The 17,199-nt window shown below is 38.1% G+C and carries 14 protein-coding genes and 1 tRNA gene; 6 read left to right on the top strand and 9 right to left on the bottom strand.

Features of this window, described 5'->3' with window-relative positions:
- Positions 1 to 3: 3 nt before the first annotated feature.
- Positions 4 to 489 (bottom strand): GyrI-like domain-containing protein, encoded by a 486-nt coding sequence (locus tag JM79_RS08095; RefSeq protein ID WP_141877665.1) that lies wholly within the window; start codon positions 487 to 489, stop codon positions 4 to 6.
- A gap of 3 nt (positions 490 to 492) precedes the next feature.
- Positions 493 to 2,661 (bottom strand): S9 family peptidase, encoded by a 2,169-nt coding sequence (locus tag JM79_RS08100; protein ID WP_141877666.1) that lies wholly within the window; start codon positions 2,659 to 2,661, stop codon positions 493 to 495.
- A gap of 248 nt (positions 2,662 to 2,909) precedes the next feature.
- Here JM79_RS08100 and truA point away from each other — a divergent pair, with 248 nt between their 5' ends.
- Positions 2,910 to 3,698, top strand: coding sequence for a tRNA pseudouridine(38-40) synthase TruA (gene truA, locus JM79_RS08105; RefSeq protein ID WP_141877667.1), 789 nt, complete (start codon positions 2,910 to 2,912; stop codon positions 3,696 to 3,698).
- A 7-nt stretch (positions 3,699 to 3,705) separates the two neighbouring features.
- Here truA and recQ read toward each other — a convergent pair whose 3' ends face one another.
- Complete coding sequence (gene recQ, locus JM79_RS08110; RefSeq protein ID WP_141877668.1) at positions 3,706 to 5,811, bottom strand: DNA helicase RecQ; 2,106 nt, start codon at positions 5,809 to 5,811, stop codon at positions 3,706 to 3,708.
- A 137-nt stretch (positions 5,812 to 5,948) separates the two neighbouring features.
- Here recQ and corA point away from each other — a divergent pair, with 137 nt between their 5' ends.
- Positions 5,949 to 7,028 carry a magnesium/cobalt transporter CorA gene (gene corA / locus JM79_RS08115; protein ID WP_141877669.1) on the top strand — a complete coding sequence of 360 codons (1,080 nt, stop codon included), beginning with the start codon at positions 5,949 to 5,951 and terminating at the stop codon, positions 7,026 to 7,028.
- Entirely contained in the window at positions 7,019 to 8,176 is a 1,158-nt protein-coding gene (locus tag JM79_RS08120) for a lactonase family protein (protein ID WP_141877670.1), read from the top strand. The genes corA and JM79_RS08120 overlap by 10 nt, the downstream gene beginning before the upstream one ends.
- Before the next feature lie 29 nt (positions 8,177 to 8,205).
- Here the strand turns inward: JM79_RS08120 and JM79_RS08125 are convergent, their stop codons facing one another.
- From JM79_RS08125 to JM79_RS08145, 5 genes are all read right to left on the bottom strand, one after another.
- The gene (locus tag JM79_RS08125; protein ID WP_141877671.1) at positions 8,206 to 9,117 is read right to left on the bottom strand and encodes a succinylglutamate desuccinylase/aspartoacylase family protein; all 912 of its coding nucleotides are present in this window, start codon (positions 9,115 to 9,117) and stop codon (positions 8,206 to 8,208) included.
- A 4-nt stretch (positions 9,118 to 9,121) separates the two neighbouring features.
- The gene (locus tag JM79_RS08130; protein WP_141877672.1) at positions 9,122 to 10,168 is read right to left on the bottom strand and encodes a glutathione synthetase; all 1,047 of its coding nucleotides are present in this window, start codon (positions 10,166 to 10,168) and stop codon (positions 9,122 to 9,124) included.
- A complete protein-coding gene (locus JM79_RS08135) occupies positions 10,165 to 12,015 on the bottom strand; it encodes a tyrosine/phenylalanine carboxypeptidase domain-containing protein (protein ID WP_141877673.1) in 1,851 nt (616 codons plus the stop codon). Before JM79_RS08135 ends, JM79_RS08130 begins: the two co-directional genes overlap by 4 nt.
- A 216-nt stretch (positions 12,016 to 12,231) precedes the next feature.
- Positions 12,232 to 12,305 (bottom strand) — tRNA-Arg (locus JM79_RS08140).
- Positions 12,306 to 12,440: 135 nt separating this feature from the next.
- Entirely contained in the window at positions 12,441 to 12,695 is a 255-nt protein-coding gene (locus JM79_RS08145; RefSeq protein WP_141877674.1) for a hypothetical protein, read from the bottom strand.
- 265 nt (positions 12,696 to 12,960) lie between these two features.
- On the opposite strand from JM79_RS08145, the gene JM79_RS08150 reads away from it, so the two are divergent.
- The 3 genes from JM79_RS08150 to JM79_RS08160 are packed head-to-tail and all read left to right on the top strand — an operon-like array spanning position 12,961 to position 16,169.
- On the top strand, positions 12,961 to 13,587 hold the full coding sequence (locus tag JM79_RS08150) for a lipid-A-disaccharide synthase N-terminal domain-containing protein (RefSeq protein ID WP_141877675.1): 627 nt from the start codon (positions 12,961 to 12,963) through the stop codon (positions 13,585 to 13,587).
- Positions 13,571 to 15,187, top strand: coding sequence for a phospholipid carrier-dependent glycosyltransferase (locus JM79_RS08155; RefSeq protein ID WP_141877676.1), 1,617 nt, complete (start codon positions 13,571 to 13,573; stop codon positions 15,185 to 15,187). The genes JM79_RS08150 and JM79_RS08155 overlap by 17 nt, the downstream gene beginning before the upstream one ends.
- Before the next feature lie 10 nt (positions 15,188 to 15,197).
- Complete coding sequence (locus tag JM79_RS08160) at positions 15,198 to 16,169, top strand: type I phosphomannose isomerase catalytic subunit (protein ID WP_141877677.1); 972 nt, start codon at positions 15,198 to 15,200, stop codon at positions 16,167 to 16,169.
- A 20-nt stretch (positions 16,170 to 16,189) separates the two neighbouring features.
- On the opposite strand, the gene mgrA is transcribed toward JM79_RS08160, so the two are convergent.
- On the bottom strand, positions 16,190 to 17,185 hold the full coding sequence (gene mgrA, locus JM79_RS08165) for an L-glyceraldehyde 3-phosphate reductase (RefSeq protein ID WP_141877678.1): 996 nt from the start codon (positions 17,183 to 17,185) through the stop codon (positions 16,190 to 16,192).
- Between the last annotated feature and the right edge of the window lie 14 nt (positions 17,186 to 17,199).

Consider the following 17,199-nt stretch of genomic DNA (forward strand, 5'->3'; position numbering starts at 1 on the left):
TAACTATTTCGGACTGATCGGGATATAAATATCTTCGAGAGATTCAGGATCATCTGGTCCTTTATAATCACTTCCCATGATCTCAAAGTGGGGGCGGTGATCAAGCTGATATTCAGATTTTGGAAGCCAGTCCTCAAAAATATACTTCGCGGTTCCGGCGAAGTTCTGAGCCGTTCCGCGATGTCTGAAAACAGCGTACAATCCGCCTTCCAGTTCAAGTTTCTCAAGACCTTCAGGTAATTCTGCATAATCGTCTACCTCAACAGCAGCCCATTTTTCAAATTTTGTTTGAGGATCAAATTCGCCTTTTAGGAATGCTTTTTTATACTGTTCTACAGAATATAGATCCCGGTTGGCGAGGCCCGGAGTCTTTACTTTTATGCTCATAAAACGTTTCCAGAGCACTTCTGTCTTATCATTTGCCATACTGGTTTCCTTGCTTATGCCAGCAAGTCTAACAGCTTCAATTTCTTTTATCTTTGGTTGCATTTTTTAAGATTTTGGTCCCAATTCATAATTCTGCGGGGGAGTGGCATTCATCAAATGTTCCACAAAATAATCCCAGCGTCTTCTCATCATATAATACGAATCTTTTCCGAAGCCATGGCGCGCATGAGGGAAAATTATCAGGTCGAAATCCTTGTTGGCTTCAATAAGGGCATCAACAACCAGATTCGTATTGTAGGGTGGTACATTATCATCCATTGCACCATGTGCCAGAAGCAATTTACCTTCAAGGTTCGCTGCCATATTCTGGTTCGCTTGTTTAGCATAATTTGAAGTACCGTCTTCGTCTTTGCGCAATAAACCTATATAACGCTCGCCCCAGTCATCCTCATAATTACGGTTATCATGGTTTCCAGATTCAGAAATACCCACCTTATAGAATTCAGGATAATTGAAGAGTGCAGCTGCAGTGGCAAATCCACCACCGGAGTGTCCCCAGATTCCAACGCGATCCAGATCCATATAAGTATACTTTTCAGCTAATTGCTTAAGACCACTAATCTGATCTTCCAATGTATTGTCGGCCATATTTCCATAGCAGGCATCGTGAAAAGATTTTGACCGATTCGGGTTACAGGTACCATCGATGATCACCACTATAAAACCGAGTTCTGCCAGTGCCTGGTGATCACGCCGGCTTGGGTAAAATGAACGGGAACCAACTCCACCGCCTTGAGGTCCTGGATAAATGTAGTTTACTACTGGATAGGATTTATTCTCATCCAGATGTGTTGGCGTAAACATAAGTCCATAGAGATCCCAATCTCCGTTTCTTGACTTCACACTTATTCTCTTAGCCGGTTTCCAGCCGTCTGCTTCCAGATCTATTATATCTGCTTTCTCCAGCTCGGCTACTTGTTTTCCATTTATTTTTTTGAGGACTGCCCGGTTAGGAGTATCTGGTTTAGAATAATTATCTACAAAGTACTTCGAATTTGGAGAGATGCTTATTCTATGATTTGCGTCTTCCGGAGTAAGGTTCTGTAACTTTTTACCATCAAATCGAATGCTGTAGAATTGAGCGAAATAAGGATCCATAGATTGATCCTTCCCATTTGCCATAAAATAGATGATGCGATCTTCAGCATTGAACTTTAAAACTTCGGTTACAATAAACTCTCCTTTAGTGATCTGATTTTTAAGTTTGCCGGTTTTGGAATCATAAAGATATAAGTGACCCCAATCATCTCTTTCAGAATACCAAATGATCTCGCTGGTTTCAGGGAAATATTTCCAGTTGATGCTTCCCTGTCCAGACTCATACTGGGTATCTACTTTTTCTTCAAAAACTTCACGAACCTCTCCAGTATTTGCATCTGCAATTCTGAACTTTGCCACTTTATGGTCTCTTGAAGTTGAAACAAAGGCCAGCTCCTTAGAATCCTGGCTCCACTGATTATCATCGAAAGCTCCAGAACAACTAATGTCATCACATAGAGTTCCTCTTCTAGGATCCTGCGGAATTTTTAGCGGAACGATTTCTGAATTCTCTGTATTTATAATAACACGCTCGATCTGTATTACCTTTTCATCACCCGGAAGTGGATATTTCCACTGCTGAAGTTCTGGAGCCCCAACTTTAGTTGAAGCAAGGTACATATCGCTTACATGTCGCTGATCCTGTCTGAAAGTAGCGATCTTTTTAGAATTCGGAGACCATAGCAGGATTGGCTTATCACTTTTTCTCCAACCGGCATTATCTGTAGCATAACCATAATTTTCGATTCCGTCTTTGGTTAGTTGCGTCTCCTCACCAGTGGCAGCATCTTTGATCCATAAATTCCAATCCTTGATATAAGCCAATTTATTTCCATCTGGTGAAGCAACTTCTATACGCGAATACCTTCCATTTTCTTCGGAATTTGATTCAATGTTCGCTAGCAATTCTTCTTTGGAAGTAAAAGTAGTTTTGTCACCGGTTTTACTTTCAACCAGAACAAATTCGGAACCATCCCGGGTTGTAACTCGATACCAGAAATCTCCATTATGCAGCCATTGTGGATATACATAGCTCCGGTAAATTTTACTATTCGTATTATAACTTAAGAACTTTTCTGCATTTGCGTAATCTTCAGCAGTGATGCTATCCCGGTTTTGAGAATTCACATTAGAGAATGTAATAAAAGCAATAAGAACTAAAAGGTAGTTTTTCATATTCTATACTTTGAGGACTGGTTTAATTTCAATGTTGATCTTCAGGTTATTTTAGCACACTTACTCCTTTTAAATTCTTCCGAAGGGATTAGATGCCAAATAATTTTTTGATAGGTTTATTCTGAACACTACTATCAGGACTACAATTTAAATATAATTACTTAAAATTCTGAAACCTGAAGCGTATGAAACTTTGAGTAACTAGGAATGCGTTTCAATTTGGATATCTTTGCCAGAAAATCAAGCGTTTGTTCAGGAAAAGATTCTTCTATTTTATCAAAGTTCAGTATTTAGGCTATCGTTTACATGGGTGGCAAAAACAGCCTGATGTGAAAACTATTGAAGGATTGATTACTAAAACATTTGGATGGATCATGCCAGACGCCAAATATAAAATTCTTGGAACCAGTCGTACAGATGCCATGGTGTCTGCGGAGGAGTCGGCTTTTGAATTGTTTCTTGATCATGAACCGCTGGAAGATCTACAGGAATTCCTTAAACTATTGAATAAAAATCTACCACAGGATATTCGTGCTTTGAGTATTGAAGAAGTAGATGATAAATTCAATATCATACAGGATTCGAAAACTAAGGAGTACGCCTATTTGTTTAGCGTTGGTGACAAGTTCCATCCATTTTGTGCACCCTTTATGGCGAATTTTCAGGAAGACCTCGACATTGAAAAAATGAAAGAAGCCGCTAAGCTTTATCAAGGCAGGCATAACTTTAAGAACTACTGCGTAAGGGTATCTGAAAAAAGCACTTTTGAGCGTGAGATGTTGAGATCTGAACTTGTTGAGAATACTCTTTATACTGCAAATTTTTTCCCTGAAAATTCCTATATCTTTCATATTCATGCATCAGGTTTTTTACGCCACCAGGTTCGCTTAATGATGGGAACGCTTATTCAGGTAGGACGCGGAGAATTAAGTCTTGATCAAATTGAAGAAAGCTTAAGACCAGATACCCCGCACTTGCAAATGGACTTTATCGCTCCGGCATCTGGATTGATCCTGAGAAAACTGGAATTCGACTAGCAATCTATTATTTATTAGCGATGATCTTCAAACCTAGTTTGATCGTTTCATAAGGAATGGCAGCTTCAAAATGTTCGAAGTATGCTTTTAATGAATTAGGATCGTTAAGATCAGATTTTGCTTTTTTGATCGCCTTTAGATCAGATTTTGGAACAAACTGATGCAGGTTGATTTCCTCTTCCTGGTCATAAAGTTTAATCAGGTGTGCGTAGATCGTATTGGTTGAAACACCTTTTTCTTTTGCCATTTCCTCTATACTCAATCCGCGATCATATAATTCCAGTGTTTCCTTAAAAGTATTAGACTTTTTAGAACGTTTCGTTTTAGGTTTTTTCTCCCTTTTATCTTTACTGAAGGCAATGATTTCTTTGATAAAGCGATACCCATAGTCTTCCATTTTCTTACGACCAACCCCGTCGATCAGCAGAAATTCGGCATCAGACATTGGACGCTGTTTTTCCATATCCTTTAATGCAGCATCGTTAAAAATCAGGTAAGCAGGGATATCTTCTTCTTTTGCGATGGAAAGTCTTAACTGTCTTAGTTTTTCGAAAAGCGAATTAGAAGCTGATTCTTTTTTATTCTTTTCAGCTTTCTCCACCTGTTGTTTAACATCTGCCAGAAAAACCTTCTCTTTATTAAATAGAACTGACTTTGCATTTTCAGTTAACTGAAGATGATTGTTTTTATCAAAAGCGATTTCCAGCAAACCAAGATTGATCAATTGTATAATATACTGCTGCCAGTTTTGCCAGGAAATATCTTTCCCGATACCATAGGTAGAAAGCTCCTGGTAGTTGTTCTTTCGAACCACTTCATTTTGTGAACCTCTTAGTACATCAATGACTACGGAAATTGGTTCAGAAGCTTTTAGTCGGTAGATACAAGAAAGTGCTTTTTGAGCGATGATCGTACCATCAAAAAATTCCGGTGGATTCCTGCAAATATCACAATTACCGCAATCCTCCTGAAGATACTCTCCAAAGTAACCAAGCAGGATCTTCCTTCTGCAGGAAAGTGCTTCAGAATATTGTTTCATTCGATCAAGCTTTGCCAATTGCACCTCTTCATTCTTCGCATTCGAAGCAAATTTTTGAAGCTGGATCACATCAGCATAAGAATGAAACAAAAGTGTTTCAGATTCCAGCCCATCTCTACCGGCACGTCCAATTTCCTGGTAATATCCTTCCAGATTCTTTGGCATGTTATAATGAATGACCCAACGGATATTGGATTTGTCGATACCCATTCCAAAAGCGATGGTTGCACAGATGATCTGTTTTTCATCATTGATAAAGTCATCCTGTATCTGCGAACGTTGATCATGATCGATTCCTGCGTGATAGGCTTCTGCTTTGAATCCTTTTGCTTTCAGTTTGGCAGCAAGCTCTTCAGTAGTTTTTCGGCTTAGACAATAAACGATTCCACTTTCAGAAGTACGATTATTAAGAAACTTAGCGATCTGCTCAAACCGCTTGATCCCAGGTTTTACTTCCAGACTCAGATTCTTCCGGTCGAAAGAAGCAATATGTTTTTTGGCTAAAGGTATATTCAGCTGTCGGCAAATATCATTTCTGGTAGCTTTATCTGCAGTTGCGGTAAGCGCTAGAATTGGAGTCGAATGGAACCTGTTCTTAAGATAACCAAGTTGTGTATAGGCAGGTCGAAAATCATGTCCCCAACTCGAGATACAGTGTGCCTCATCGATGGCGATGAGACTAACTTTTCCATCTACCAGGAAACGATCTACGATTTGTAGACTTTCCGGAGCAACATAAATGAGTTTGAGCTCTTTATTCTCAATTTGCTTGAATATAGCTTCGCGTTGATCTTCGGTCTGGCTGCTGTTTAGGTAAGCGGCTGGAACACCATTCGCGTTCAAACCATCCACCTGGTCTTTCATAAGGGCTATAAGCGGGGAGATTACTAGCGTAATTTCAGGCAATAAGATTGCGGGAAGCTGGTAACAAATAGATTTTCCACCACCGGTAGGCATGATTACCAGGTTATCTTTTCCATCGAATACAGATTGTATGATCTTCTTTTGTAAGGGTCTAAATTTCTCATATCCAAAATACTCCTTCAAAGTATCCAGCAGCTTAACTTCATTCATGTTGCAAAGGTAAAATTAAAGGCTCAGAACAACCAGCTGCAAGGTCAATTTTCAGCAGGAATAAATATTCTCTTACCGAATGTGAAACCGAGAGTATTGACAGATTATTCCTATTTTTATGAAAATAAAAAGTTTATATGGCGAAACGAAGAAAGCTGTTGCTAAGGCGTCCTAAACATACGAAGACGGTAAACCAGGTGCCTGGAACGATGACCTACGTGGGTCATAAGGAATCTTCAGAAACCAAACTTGAAGTGATCGATTATAATGCCGATCAGTACGAAAGGTATACTTCCAATTCGCCAGATGATGCCTTTAATTATGTAGATGAAAAAAGTGTTACCTGGTTCAATATTGATGGACTAAATAATATTGGTGAGATCGAAAAACTTGGGGATTACTATGAATTGCATCCACTGGTGATGGAAGATATTGTAAATACCGGGCAGCGACCTAAAATTGAAGAATACCAGGATTATCTTTTCATAGTTGCGAAAATGCTTTACCACAAGGATGGTGAAATAGAAAATGAGCATTTAAGCATGATCGTTGGTAAAAACTATGTCATTACCTTTCAGGAATCTGATGGTGATGTTTTTGATCCTATTCGAGAACGTTTGGAAACTTCAAAAGGAAGAATAAGAGGCAAGGGAGCAGATTATCTAATGTTCGCGCTTCTGGATGCCATTATAGATAACTACTTCCTGGTGATCGATGATATGAGTGATCGTATTGAACTACTGGAAGAAAGCCTGTTTACTAACAGACCAAGTGATGATATTGTTTACGAGATCCAGGATCTCAAAAGAAATATACTTAGAATTAGACGTGCTGTATTTCCTCTGCGTGAAGTAATAAGCCGACTGGAAAAACTGGAAAACGAGATCATAGATCCACACACCGGGAACTATATTAGAGATTTATACGATCATATAATTCAGATCTCAGAGAATATCGAAATCTATCGGGAAATGATCTGGGGTCTTATGGATATGTATATGACCACGATTAGTAACAAAATGAACGAGGTCATGAAAGTACTTACCATTATGGCGAGTATTTTTATTCCTCTTACCTTTATTGCTGGTATCTACGGAATGAATTTCGAATATATTCCGGAGTTGCAATGGAAGTATAGTTACTTTGTACTTTGGGGAGTAATGATCATCATATTCCTGTTAATGCTTTATTATTTTAAACGAAAAAAATGGCTTTAAAATTCACCAAGATCGCTAAGATTACTGCCTGCAGTGTATTTATTCTGATAAGTTCTAATACTTCAGCTCAATCTGAAGCTAATGCAGACAAGGAAATGAATAAAATTTATGTAGGAACTTATACAAAGGAAGAAGGCCATGTAGATGGTAAAGCTGAAGGGATCTACTTGCTACATCAGGATCCTGATAATGGGAGTCTTACTAACTGCGGAACCCAGGCTAAGATCATTAATCCTTCTTTCGTAAAGACGGGCCGGCAGGGTAAGTTTCTTTTTGCGGTTAGTGAACTGGGACCTGGAGACGATAAGTCGGGATATGTGTATTCTTACCAGATCCAGGAGAATGGAAACCTTAAGGAAATTAGTAAACTTTCTACCGGAGGATATGCTCCTTGTCATATCGCCCTGGATAGATCTGGAAAGTTCGTATTCGTTAGTAATTATATGGGTGGAGTAGTAGCTACTTATAAAGTTAAGTCTGATGGAGTCCTTGAAAAGGTCAATGAATTAAAACTTCCTGAAGCTGAAACCGCTCATGCACATACAGTTAAAATAAGTGGTGACAATAGAACGGCATACGTTGCAGATCTAGGGAATGACCGACTTTTAGTATACGAATTTGATGTTGCCAGCGGAACACTCTCAAAGCATGAAAATTCACAGGTGCAACTTCCTAAAGGTGCTGGTCCAAGACATTTAAGCCTGAGTAGAAATGGAAATTTCGTTTATAGCATGAATGAGCTGAATTCTACAGTGACCACCTATAAGGTTTTAAAGGGTGGTGCACTTGAAATTGTACAAACTCTTAGTTCCTTGCCAGAAAGTTATCTGGATAAAAATTCTGGAGCGGATATTCATATAGGCAAGGATGGAAAATTTCTTTATGCCAGTAATCGCGGTCATAACAGTATCGCTATATTTAGTATAGATCAGGTTAACGGAAAACTAAAGAATGTTGACTTTGTTCCGGTAGCAGGAAAGACACCTCGAAACTTCGCCATATCTCCTTTCGGAAAGTATTTATATGCCGCCAGCCAGGATACTGGAAATATAACTACCTACACGATCAATCCTGAAAATGGAAAATTAAAGATTCAGGAACCGATTTTTGAGATTAAAACTCCGGTTTGTCTGGAGTTTCAGAAATAAAAAAAAGCAGCCAATTGGCTGCTTTTTTTCTATACGTCCTGTACAACAAAGAAACCATCGTTTCCCTGTGACTGGTATAGTGGCATGAAAATATAAGCATCCCATTCGCTATAAACTTTCTCGCCGTTCTGTTCGGCTATTAGTTCGCCTTTTTCAATTTTCTGAAAGTTCTCATATCCTTCCTTCATTTTGAAAGTATCTCCATCCTCCAAACCATGGCGATGAATTATTTCGAAGGTCTTTTGATCTGGAGCATTCTTTTTACTGAACCTTTCCACACACTCCGGATAGGTGGAGATTTCGGAAAGATCTAATTTATTTGCTTCCTTCAGAGCTAACCAGATCACCCCTTCGTGATTTTCTTCCGAAGTATCATCTGTATGTTGACCAGCTTCGAATACAAAACCAGTCATTCCAGTTCTACTTAAATAATGGTCGATGTCTCCCGTAATAATATCACTAAAACCTCTAATGATATATGTCGGAAAATTATGCGCCCAATCGTCATTATCGTTCACTTCCTGTACCGAAACATAGGGTAAACTTGCAGATGAGGTGGTATGGCAATCCAGAAAATACTTTTTCGTATGTTCCTTTTCAGAATACTCATTTAGTACCTTAATGATCTCGAACATTTCTTTTTGCTCATGAGTTTGAGGTTCATTTTTTTGAATATTTTCTTCTGTCCAGGTTCTGTTGAGGTCTTCGTCTATATAACGTTTGTTCTCATTCAGTGCTTTCTGATTCCCTGAAACTCCAACAATTTTACCCTCAATCTCAGGTTTGGTTTTATCCAATTGTTTAAAAACTTCCTTCAGGGCGAATACACCACTTGGTTCATTTCCATGAATTCCAGCTGTCACGAATAATAACGGGCCGGGTTTTCCTGAAGAATATTCTCCTATGATCCTGTCTACGTTCTCTTCTAGCTTCTCTTTCATAAAATTAATCCATTGTGGCCAGAGTCCTGTTGCTCAACTGACCTTTATACATATTTTTATACTCAACTTTTCTTTCGATCGCCTCGATAATATAATCTGTAAAAGGCGAAAGTCCGATATCCTTGAAATGTTCCATTCCACCCGGGCTTAGTACATTGATCTCGATCAATTTATCTTTAACGATATCAAGTCCCACAAAAAATAATCCGTCACGAATTAATTTAGGTGCTGTAAGATCAACAATCCGTTGCATTTCCGGAGTTAGCTCACTGCTATCTGCTGTAGCTCCAAGACTGAAATTGCTACGGAATTCTCCTTCGCCTGCTACTCTTCTAATAATTGCTTTTTCGCCGTCTCTTTCCATGATTTTACCATTTAGTAATAAGACACGTACATCACCATCTTTGACATCTGGTAAAAATTCCTGTGCGATTACGTATCCCTGAGAGCTTAAATGATCGATAATCTGGTTGGTATTTTTCTCATGTTCATCTATAAGATATACATCCTGTCCTCCTGAACCTTCCAGGGGTTTCAGGACCATTTTTTTATTCTGTTTCTCCCAGAAATCTAAAAGTTGATCCTTGTCTCTTGTAATTATAGATGCAGGTTTGATTTCCTGAGGTAACTCTTCGAAATATAATTTATCAATAAACGCATGGGATAGGGCATAGGCATCATTTAAAACCAGAACATCCAGTTGCTGGATCATTCTTCCAAATGCGACACCAGCCTGCTCAGCCCATTGTCTTCCTTCTTCTTCGGTAGGATTATTTCTAATAAAAAGAACATCCAGTATCGTGCAATCAATTTGTTTTTTTATAGCCTTTGGACCCTGCAAAGCTTCCAGAAACTTCTTAGTAGACTTGGTTTTAGTATCCTTTGGTAATTGAGTAGAATTTATTGTGATAGGTTTATCATGGTGGAAGTTAAAATCTCCAACACCCATTGCATAAACTTCATGACCTCGTTGATGAGCCATCTGCATTAGCGCGTTCGATGTACCATCTTTCTCTGTTGCGACATCATTTAATACAAAACATATTTTCATTTACATACCATTTGTGGAAGGCTTAAACCATTCCTGATTAATTTCAATTTTTCGAACATTTGTTCACTATGTAGAAACCGGGGTTTTATCCTTAGCGGTTCCAAAACTTTTCTGTCTGTTAATTCCCGAATTATATTCGTGTGCTTGATTCCGTATTTACCGGCTAGCAGAATCTCATAATCATCATTATTCTTAAGGTGTTCTTTTAGTAGAACAAGTCCCTTTAAATAAATTATGTCTTTGATGAAACCACCGCCCTGCATAATTCGGGAAGTAATATTGAAGGCCCTTTCCGCAGAAAAACCATAATCCATTTTTAGTAATCTGAATATTTCCTGGAAATTCGCACCTTCTAAAACTGCCTGTCCTGCCAGTACTCTTCCAGCAAGTATTCTAAGTCTGTTTGCTGTAAGACCATCAACCATAAATTCAGACATTACGGCCAGACCTTCCTGTAGGGGATCATAATCTGCCAGGCCAATGCTTAATTGTTTTAGCGGTTGCCTGCTTCCATTGTAATGCGTGAGCACATGCGTTCCAACTTCGTGCTGAATGAGTGCTTCGGCCTCAATACGGCTCATTTCATAATCTGCAGGAATGTATAATTCTCCATGCGAAACCATCATTACGTTCACATCTTTCCGAATATGAACCTTGCAATTGAAGTTTTCATCCTGCTCTTTGAAATAATCAAATTCCTTACGAGCTAGACTACTAAATGCTTTCGCGTCAAGAATATCATTCGATTCGCTATAAGTTTCTTCCGGTACTTCATTAAGAATATTCTGAGCCTCTTCGCATAATTGTCGATCTACTCCCTTATAGAGACGAATACTATCATACATAAAATTACTTGATCCGCGTTCACCTAGCATGGTGATTTGCATATCCAGTTCCTCACGTTTTTCGCGAAATAGATAGGACATGGCAGGATCGTCAATATCTTCGATCTTTAGATTGTACAGTCTGCGCTTTAAAATATCTGGATCAACCGGCAGCAGTCGATAATGATAATCCAGCACATTCTGGTATTCACTTTTAAAGAACTCTTCCTTGATCTCATGAATATTTGCAGGAGATACCAGCCAGAGGAATTGATATGATTTTTCAATATCTGCCAGCTGCTTATCAATATCAAATACGACCTGCTTTAAATATTTTCGTCCCAGCGCATTAAAGCTTGCTACGCCGCCCGTAGTTTGTACCCTAATAAAATCAAAGAATGACCTATGCATAGCTTTGATCAGGAAGTCCTTGAAATTCCTGAAAAATACTGGGTATAATTTATTATTCTCATTCCTATAAACTGGAGGAATTTCAAGGCTTACCAGAACAGCACCGCAATTCTTAGCTTCCTCAATACTCATAAGATCTTCGGAATCTTCCGCATGCCTGTGTATGGTATCCACGATCTCTGTATCCAGATAAAGGCCGGTAAAAACTTCATTTATGGTTAATAGATCCTTCTGAAGGGTTTCCAGACTGGTAGGAAGTTTTTCAGCAGGACCCTTAATACGTAATTTCTGAGAGTCGTCGGCTCCCGCATAGATCTCGAATAACAGATATGATTTCATTTCTACTGAAAGCAGATTGGAAATAGCGATCAGTAATTTTTGATAACCGGCAAAATCTGAATTTCCGATAACCATATAAGAAGATTCACTGGTAATAAACCTTTTGGTGCCTTTATCATTTGACTTTTTACGGTAGATGACCAGGTAGGGTAATTCTTTTTCAATATGCAAAATCCCCATGCCGGGAAGCATACAGCTTATCTCCTTATTTTCTTTAAGAATTGTTAAGATTTGTTGAATGGAATTTTCAGATAGATCAGGTATTTCCTGCATAATTTGAAAACTTATATTTTAATCTTCTCTAAACGCTATGTTTAAAGAGGATCTGGTTGGTTTTATAACATTAGCTTACTCCAATTTAGGAAGAATTAGCCGTTCAAAACCTGTCTGAGATCTTTTGACAAATTTTTATGACGGACTTAATATAAATTAGGAAATGGCGAGGAGACTATTAAAAACAAAAAAGCCTTCCATGAGGAAGGCTTTTCGTGATGGCACCAGGATTCGAACCTGGGACCGCCTGCTTAGAAGGCAGGTGCTCTATCCAGCTGAGCTATGCCACCGATTTGCGGTTGCAAATATAAACCACTTTATAAATTAAACAATGCTTTTTTTGGGAAAAGTTCCGGTAAGTTTAAAAAAATAAAAACTCCCAATCGGAAGTTTTTGATTTTCAGTATAGATACGTTTTCAAAAATTTAGCTTTCTCTGATCAATTTTTTTTCAAGACCATCTGCAGCAACTACTAATTGGTGTAGTAAACTTGGATTTGCATCCATTTTTTCAAAAACCTGTATGTATAAATGATTAAACCTTCTTATTAATTCGAGTGTTTGAAGTGAAACACTGAAAAAGTTTCCTGATTCACGAAGTTCTTCAATAGAGTTCTTTACAGATTCGATATGAGAAACTTCTTCTTCGGTACTTTGGATGTAATGTTCTTGCTGTAGCATACCATTAGTTATTTGGTTAGCCAAGGCAGGTGTATTCTAATAGATTGGGTCCTCAAATATAATTTGATAATTTAATTTAACCCTGAGTTACAGCCACTTTTAGTTGAAGTATGAAAAAAAATCGGTAAGAGGTAAAAAAACTATAATTCGAATATTATTTTACATTTGTGGTATCGACCAGAAATATTCTAGAACATCACTCAAACTATCATTTTCCTTTGTATAACAACTCAAATAATTTCCTAATATCGCGATATACAGAAGTATGAACGATTGGATAATTTACCTATTGGGGTTTATCGCTCAACTACTTTTTTCTGGGAGGATGATCGCTCAATGGCTGCTTTCAGAAAAAAATAAACGAGTAATTACACCTCAGTTCTTCTGGCATATTAGCTTGCTCGCATCTTTCTTATTATTTATTTATGGATACCTGCGGGACGATTTTGCCATTATGCTGGGTCAGACGCTTACCTATTTTATATACATCAGGAATTTGCAATTGCAGGGAGACTGGAATAAGATACACAGGTTTGTAAGAGTTTTTCTCTGGATATTTCCTTTGTTCGTGGTGATCTATGGGTTTAATAATAATCAATATGACGCTGCAGCTTTATTTAGAAACGTGGATATTCCAATGTGGTTATTGATTGTAGGGACTGCAGGACAGCTTATTTTCACCCTTAGGTTTATCTATCAATGGGCTTATTCTGAAAGAAGAAAATCTTCTTCCTTACCACTTGGCTTCTGGATACTTAGCTTACTGGGATCATCTTTGATCATCTACTATGCGATCCTGAGAGAAGACCCTGTGTTACTTGCAGGTCATAGTTTTGGTGTTATTATGTATCTTAGAAATATCTATATTCAGAAGAATGAAGTTAAAGGATAATTACTTTCTGCTATTACTATTTGTTTGCTTCGCGATATTCTTTGTGAATCTCGATGCAATTTTTGTAAATATCATGGAAGCAAGAAATTTTGCCACCGCTCGGGAAATGATCAATCTTGATCACTGGATCTTCACAACCCTGAATAATGAACCACGCTATGAGAAACCGCCTTTACCTACGTGGCTAACTGCGGTATCCATGATGCTTTTTGGAATGAAGAACCTGATCGCCGCAAGATTACCAGCCGCTGTTATGGGCAGCATCGTAAGTATCTTTCTTTACAAACTCGGTCTCAAATTCACTAATAATAATAAGTATGCATTCATTAGCGGACTTATAGGCGCTACCAGTTTCTATATACTCTTTTCAGGAAGGGACGGGCAATGGGATATTCATACTCATGGCTGGATGATCATGGCGATATACTTGTTGTTCCAGATCTTTCAGGATACAGGGAATTCCATTAAAAATGCTGTTTTAAGCGGAATCTTTATTGGATGTTCTTTTTTGAGTAAAGGTCCGGTATCCATGTATGCGCTGCTATTGCCGTTTTTGATCTCATTTGGTTTGGTGTATCGCTATAAAAGTTTGAAACATTACTGGAAACCAGTATTGCTAACAGTTAGTATTGCTTTGATAATTAGTGCCTCCTGGGCGATCTATGTGTATCTTCTGGACACCAGTGCCGTTTCTAAGATTACTGAAAAAGAAACCGGTCGCTGGCTGGATTATAATGTAAGACCATTTTATTATTACTGGAGTTTCGTGATCCAAAGCGGTATCTGGACAATTCCCAGTTTTGTGGCACTTTTTTATCCATACCTCAAGAATAAAGTTTTTGATAAGAAAGCTTATACCTTTACCCTTATCTGGACTCTTTGTGCAGTAGTGCTTCTGTCCATCATTCCTGAAAAGAAGTCCAGGTATTTACTTCCCGTGATGCTTCCAATGGCATTGAATACAGCATTTTATATAGAGTACTTATTCCGCAGGTTCGATATGATTCCGAAGAAAGAATCCTGGATTGTATATTTCAATTTCGGACTAATTGCGTTGATCGGACTCTTATTTCCACTGGCAGGATACCTATATTTTGGTGAGCAGATTCAGAATTTCCTAGGCTGGTATATTACGATCTCTGTGATCCTGTTTGCGATTGGAGTCATGATTTTATGGTATTTAAAGAATAGAAAAATCAAACCAGTTTTTTATCTTACGGTATGGTTTATAATTAGTGTTATATTCTTTGGTTTACCTATAGCATCAAAAATTGAAAAGAATCCAGCATATCAAAGTATCTCCATTGTCGATGTTTACAGGGAGCGAATGTACGTTAAAGTATATGAGTTTCGGGGTTTTACTCCGGAAATGATTTGGGAATATGGCCAGCCAATAGAAATTCTGTACGATGGGCAAATTTATAATAGACCTGAAGAATCTCACTTTTTGCTGTTAGCTACGGAAGAAGAAAAAGAAGAAGTGATCGAAACATTTGAAGGTTATACGATTGAAAAGATCGAAGAGATCGATATGAATCCTGTTGGTAACAAACACAAGGAACGTTTATACAGAGATCTTTACAAAATTGACAAATTTTAAAAATTCAGACATGCTTGATTATCCAATTAAATTCAGACCAATACTTCAGGAAAAAATATGGGGCGGTAACAAGCTTCGTGATATTCTGAATAAAAAGACCGATAAGGAGAATGTAGGTGAAAGCTGGGAGATTTCCGGAGTAAAATACTTTATTTCTGAAGTTAGTAATGGTTCAGAAAAAGGACAGAAACTAACAGAACTTATTAGGAAGTACCAAGCAGATCTAATGGGTAAGGAGATCTACAAAAGGTTCGGAGATGATTTTCCGCTGCTTATTAAGTTTATTGATGCAAAGACAGATCTTTCAGTTCAACTACATCCTAACGATAAACTGGCTAAGCAAAGACATGATTCTTTTGGTAAAACTGAAATGTGGTATGTGATGCAGGCCGATAAAGGTTCTAAATTGAATATTGGTTTTAATAAGAATACCAATAAAGAAGAATATGTAAATCATCTCGAAAACAAGAAGATTCTTGATATTCTTAATTTTGAAGAAGTTGATAAAGGAGATTCGGTATTCATAAATACGGGGAAGGTTCATGCGATAGGAGGAGGGATCTTACTTGCTGAAATTCAGCAAACTTCAGATATAACCTATAGAATTTATGATTGGGATCGTGTAGATAGCGAAGGTAATAGCCGTGAACTACACACCGAACTTGCGCTGGATGCTATAGACTTTGAGAAGAAAGACGATTATAAGCTGGAATATGATCATGTAGAGAATCAATCTTCAGAAATTGCTAGCTGTGAGTACTTTACTACAAATTATCTTCCTGTAAAAGGTAAACTGAAAAAGAACCTTTCTAACCTGGATTCGTTTGTCATCTATATGTGTGTTTCAGGCGAAGCTGAAATTACAATTGGTTCTAATTCCGAAGAGATTAAAGCGGGAGAATCGGTATTGATCCCAGCAAACACAAAAGAGGTGGCGATTTCTGCTGAAAACACAGAACTTCTGGAAGTCTATATAAAATAGATTCCAGAAGTTCTGAAATATTAAAACTTAAGAATATTGTCTATTTCCTTAAGTTCTTCTGCGCTAAATTGAATGTTCCTGATAGCTTTCAGGTTATCTTCTAACTGAGATTTTCTACTAACGCCAACTAAGACAGACGTTACTCTTTCATCTTTTAATAGCCATGCTACGGCCATTTGCGCAAGACTTTGTTCACGTTTTTCAGCTAACTCGTTCAGCTGCTGAATTTGTGAAACAACTTCGTCTGTAATTTGTGATTTATCCAGATAACTACCTTCTGTAGCAGCTCTTGAATCCTTCGGAATCCCATTAAGATATTTGCCAGTTAGAATCCCTTGTTCAAGAGGAGAAAAGACGATACTTCCAAGTCCGTTTTGTTCCAGCGTATCCATTAATCCGTTTTCAACCCAGCGATCGATCATGTTGTAACGGGGCTGATGAATTATAAATGGTGTTTTAAGCTCCTTCAGAATCTTTGCAGCTTTTGCCGTGTCTTCAGCATTATATTGAGAAATACCGACATACAAAGCTTTTCCATCCCTTACAATCTGGTCCAGAGCACCCATGGTTTCCTCCAAAGGTGTTTCCGGGTCTGGCCTGTGATGATAAAAGATATCTACATAATCAAGACCCATTCTTTGCAGGGATTGATCTAAACTCGCGATCAGGTACTTTCTGGAACCAAAATTTCCATAAGGTCCGGGCCACATATCCCATCCGGCTTTGGAAGAAATGATGAGCTCATCTCTATATTGCTTAAAATCCTGCTTAAAGAAGTTTCCGAAGCTACTTTCAGCAGAACCGTATGGCGGGCCGTAATTGTTAGCCAGGTCAAAATGTGTTATTCCATTATCGAATGCGGTATGGAGGATTTCCCGCGCATTGTCCTGGTCATCATTATCTCCGAAATTATGCCAGAGACCCAAGGAAAGCAAAGGCAACTTTAAACCACTTTTACCACATCTTCGATACTCCATAGTATCATACCGGGAGTCTGCTGCTCTATAATTACTCATATTATGATTTTCCC

This window comes from Gramella sp. Hel_I_59 (genome assembly GCF_006714895.1).
GTDB lineage: Bacteria > Bacteroidota > Bacteroidia > Flavobacteriales > Flavobacteriaceae > Christiangramia.

What these genes read in the sequence shown, in the direction of transcription:
- JM79_RS08095 (WP_141877665.1), bottom strand. Translation starts at nt 489, where the DNA reads ATGCAACCAAAGATAAAAGAAATTGAAGCTGTTAGACTTGCTGGCATA.
- JM79_RS08100 (WP_141877666.1), bottom strand. Translation starts at nt 2,661, where the DNA reads ATGAAAAACTACCTTTTAGTTCTTATTGCTTTTATTACATTCTCTAAT.
- recQ (WP_141877668.1), bottom strand. Translation starts at nt 5,811, where the DNA reads ATGAATGAAGTTAAGCTGCTGGATACTTTGAAGGAGTATTTTGGATAT.
- corA (WP_141877669.1), top strand. Translation starts at nt 5,949, where the DNA reads ATGGCGAAACGAAGAAAGCTGTTGCTAAGGCGTCCTAAACATACGAAG.
- JM79_RS08120 (WP_141877670.1), top strand. Translation starts at nt 7,019, where the DNA reads ATGGCTTTAAAATTCACCAAGATCGCTAAGATTACTGCCTGCAGTGTA.
- JM79_RS08125 (WP_141877671.1), bottom strand. Translation starts at nt 9,117, where the DNA reads ATGAAAGAGAAGCTAGAAGAGAACGTAGACAGGATCATAGGAGAATAT.
- JM79_RS08130 (WP_141877672.1), bottom strand. Translation starts at nt 10,168, where the DNA reads ATGAAAATATGTTTTGTATTAAATGATGTCGCAACAGAGAAAGATGGT.
- JM79_RS08135 (WP_141877673.1), bottom strand. Translation starts at nt 12,015, where the DNA reads ATGCAGGAAATACCTGATCTATCTGAAAATTCCATTCAACAAATCTTA.
- JM79_RS08145 (WP_141877674.1), bottom strand. Translation starts at nt 12,695, where the DNA reads ATGCTACAGCAAGAACATTACATCCAAAGTACCGAAGAAGAAGTTTCT.
- JM79_RS08150 (WP_141877675.1), top strand. Translation starts at nt 12,961, where the DNA reads ATGAACGATTGGATAATTTACCTATTGGGGTTTATCGCTCAACTACTT.
- JM79_RS08155 (WP_141877676.1), top strand. Translation starts at nt 13,571, where the DNA reads ATGAAGTTAAAGGATAATTACTTTCTGCTATTACTATTTGTTTGCTTC.
- JM79_RS08160 (WP_141877677.1), top strand. Translation starts at nt 15,198, where the DNA reads ATGCTTGATTATCCAATTAAATTCAGACCAATACTTCAGGAAAAAATA.
- mgrA (WP_141877678.1), bottom strand. Translation starts at nt 17,185, where the DNA reads ATGAGTAATTATAGAGCAGCAGACTCCCGGTATGATACTATGGAGTAT.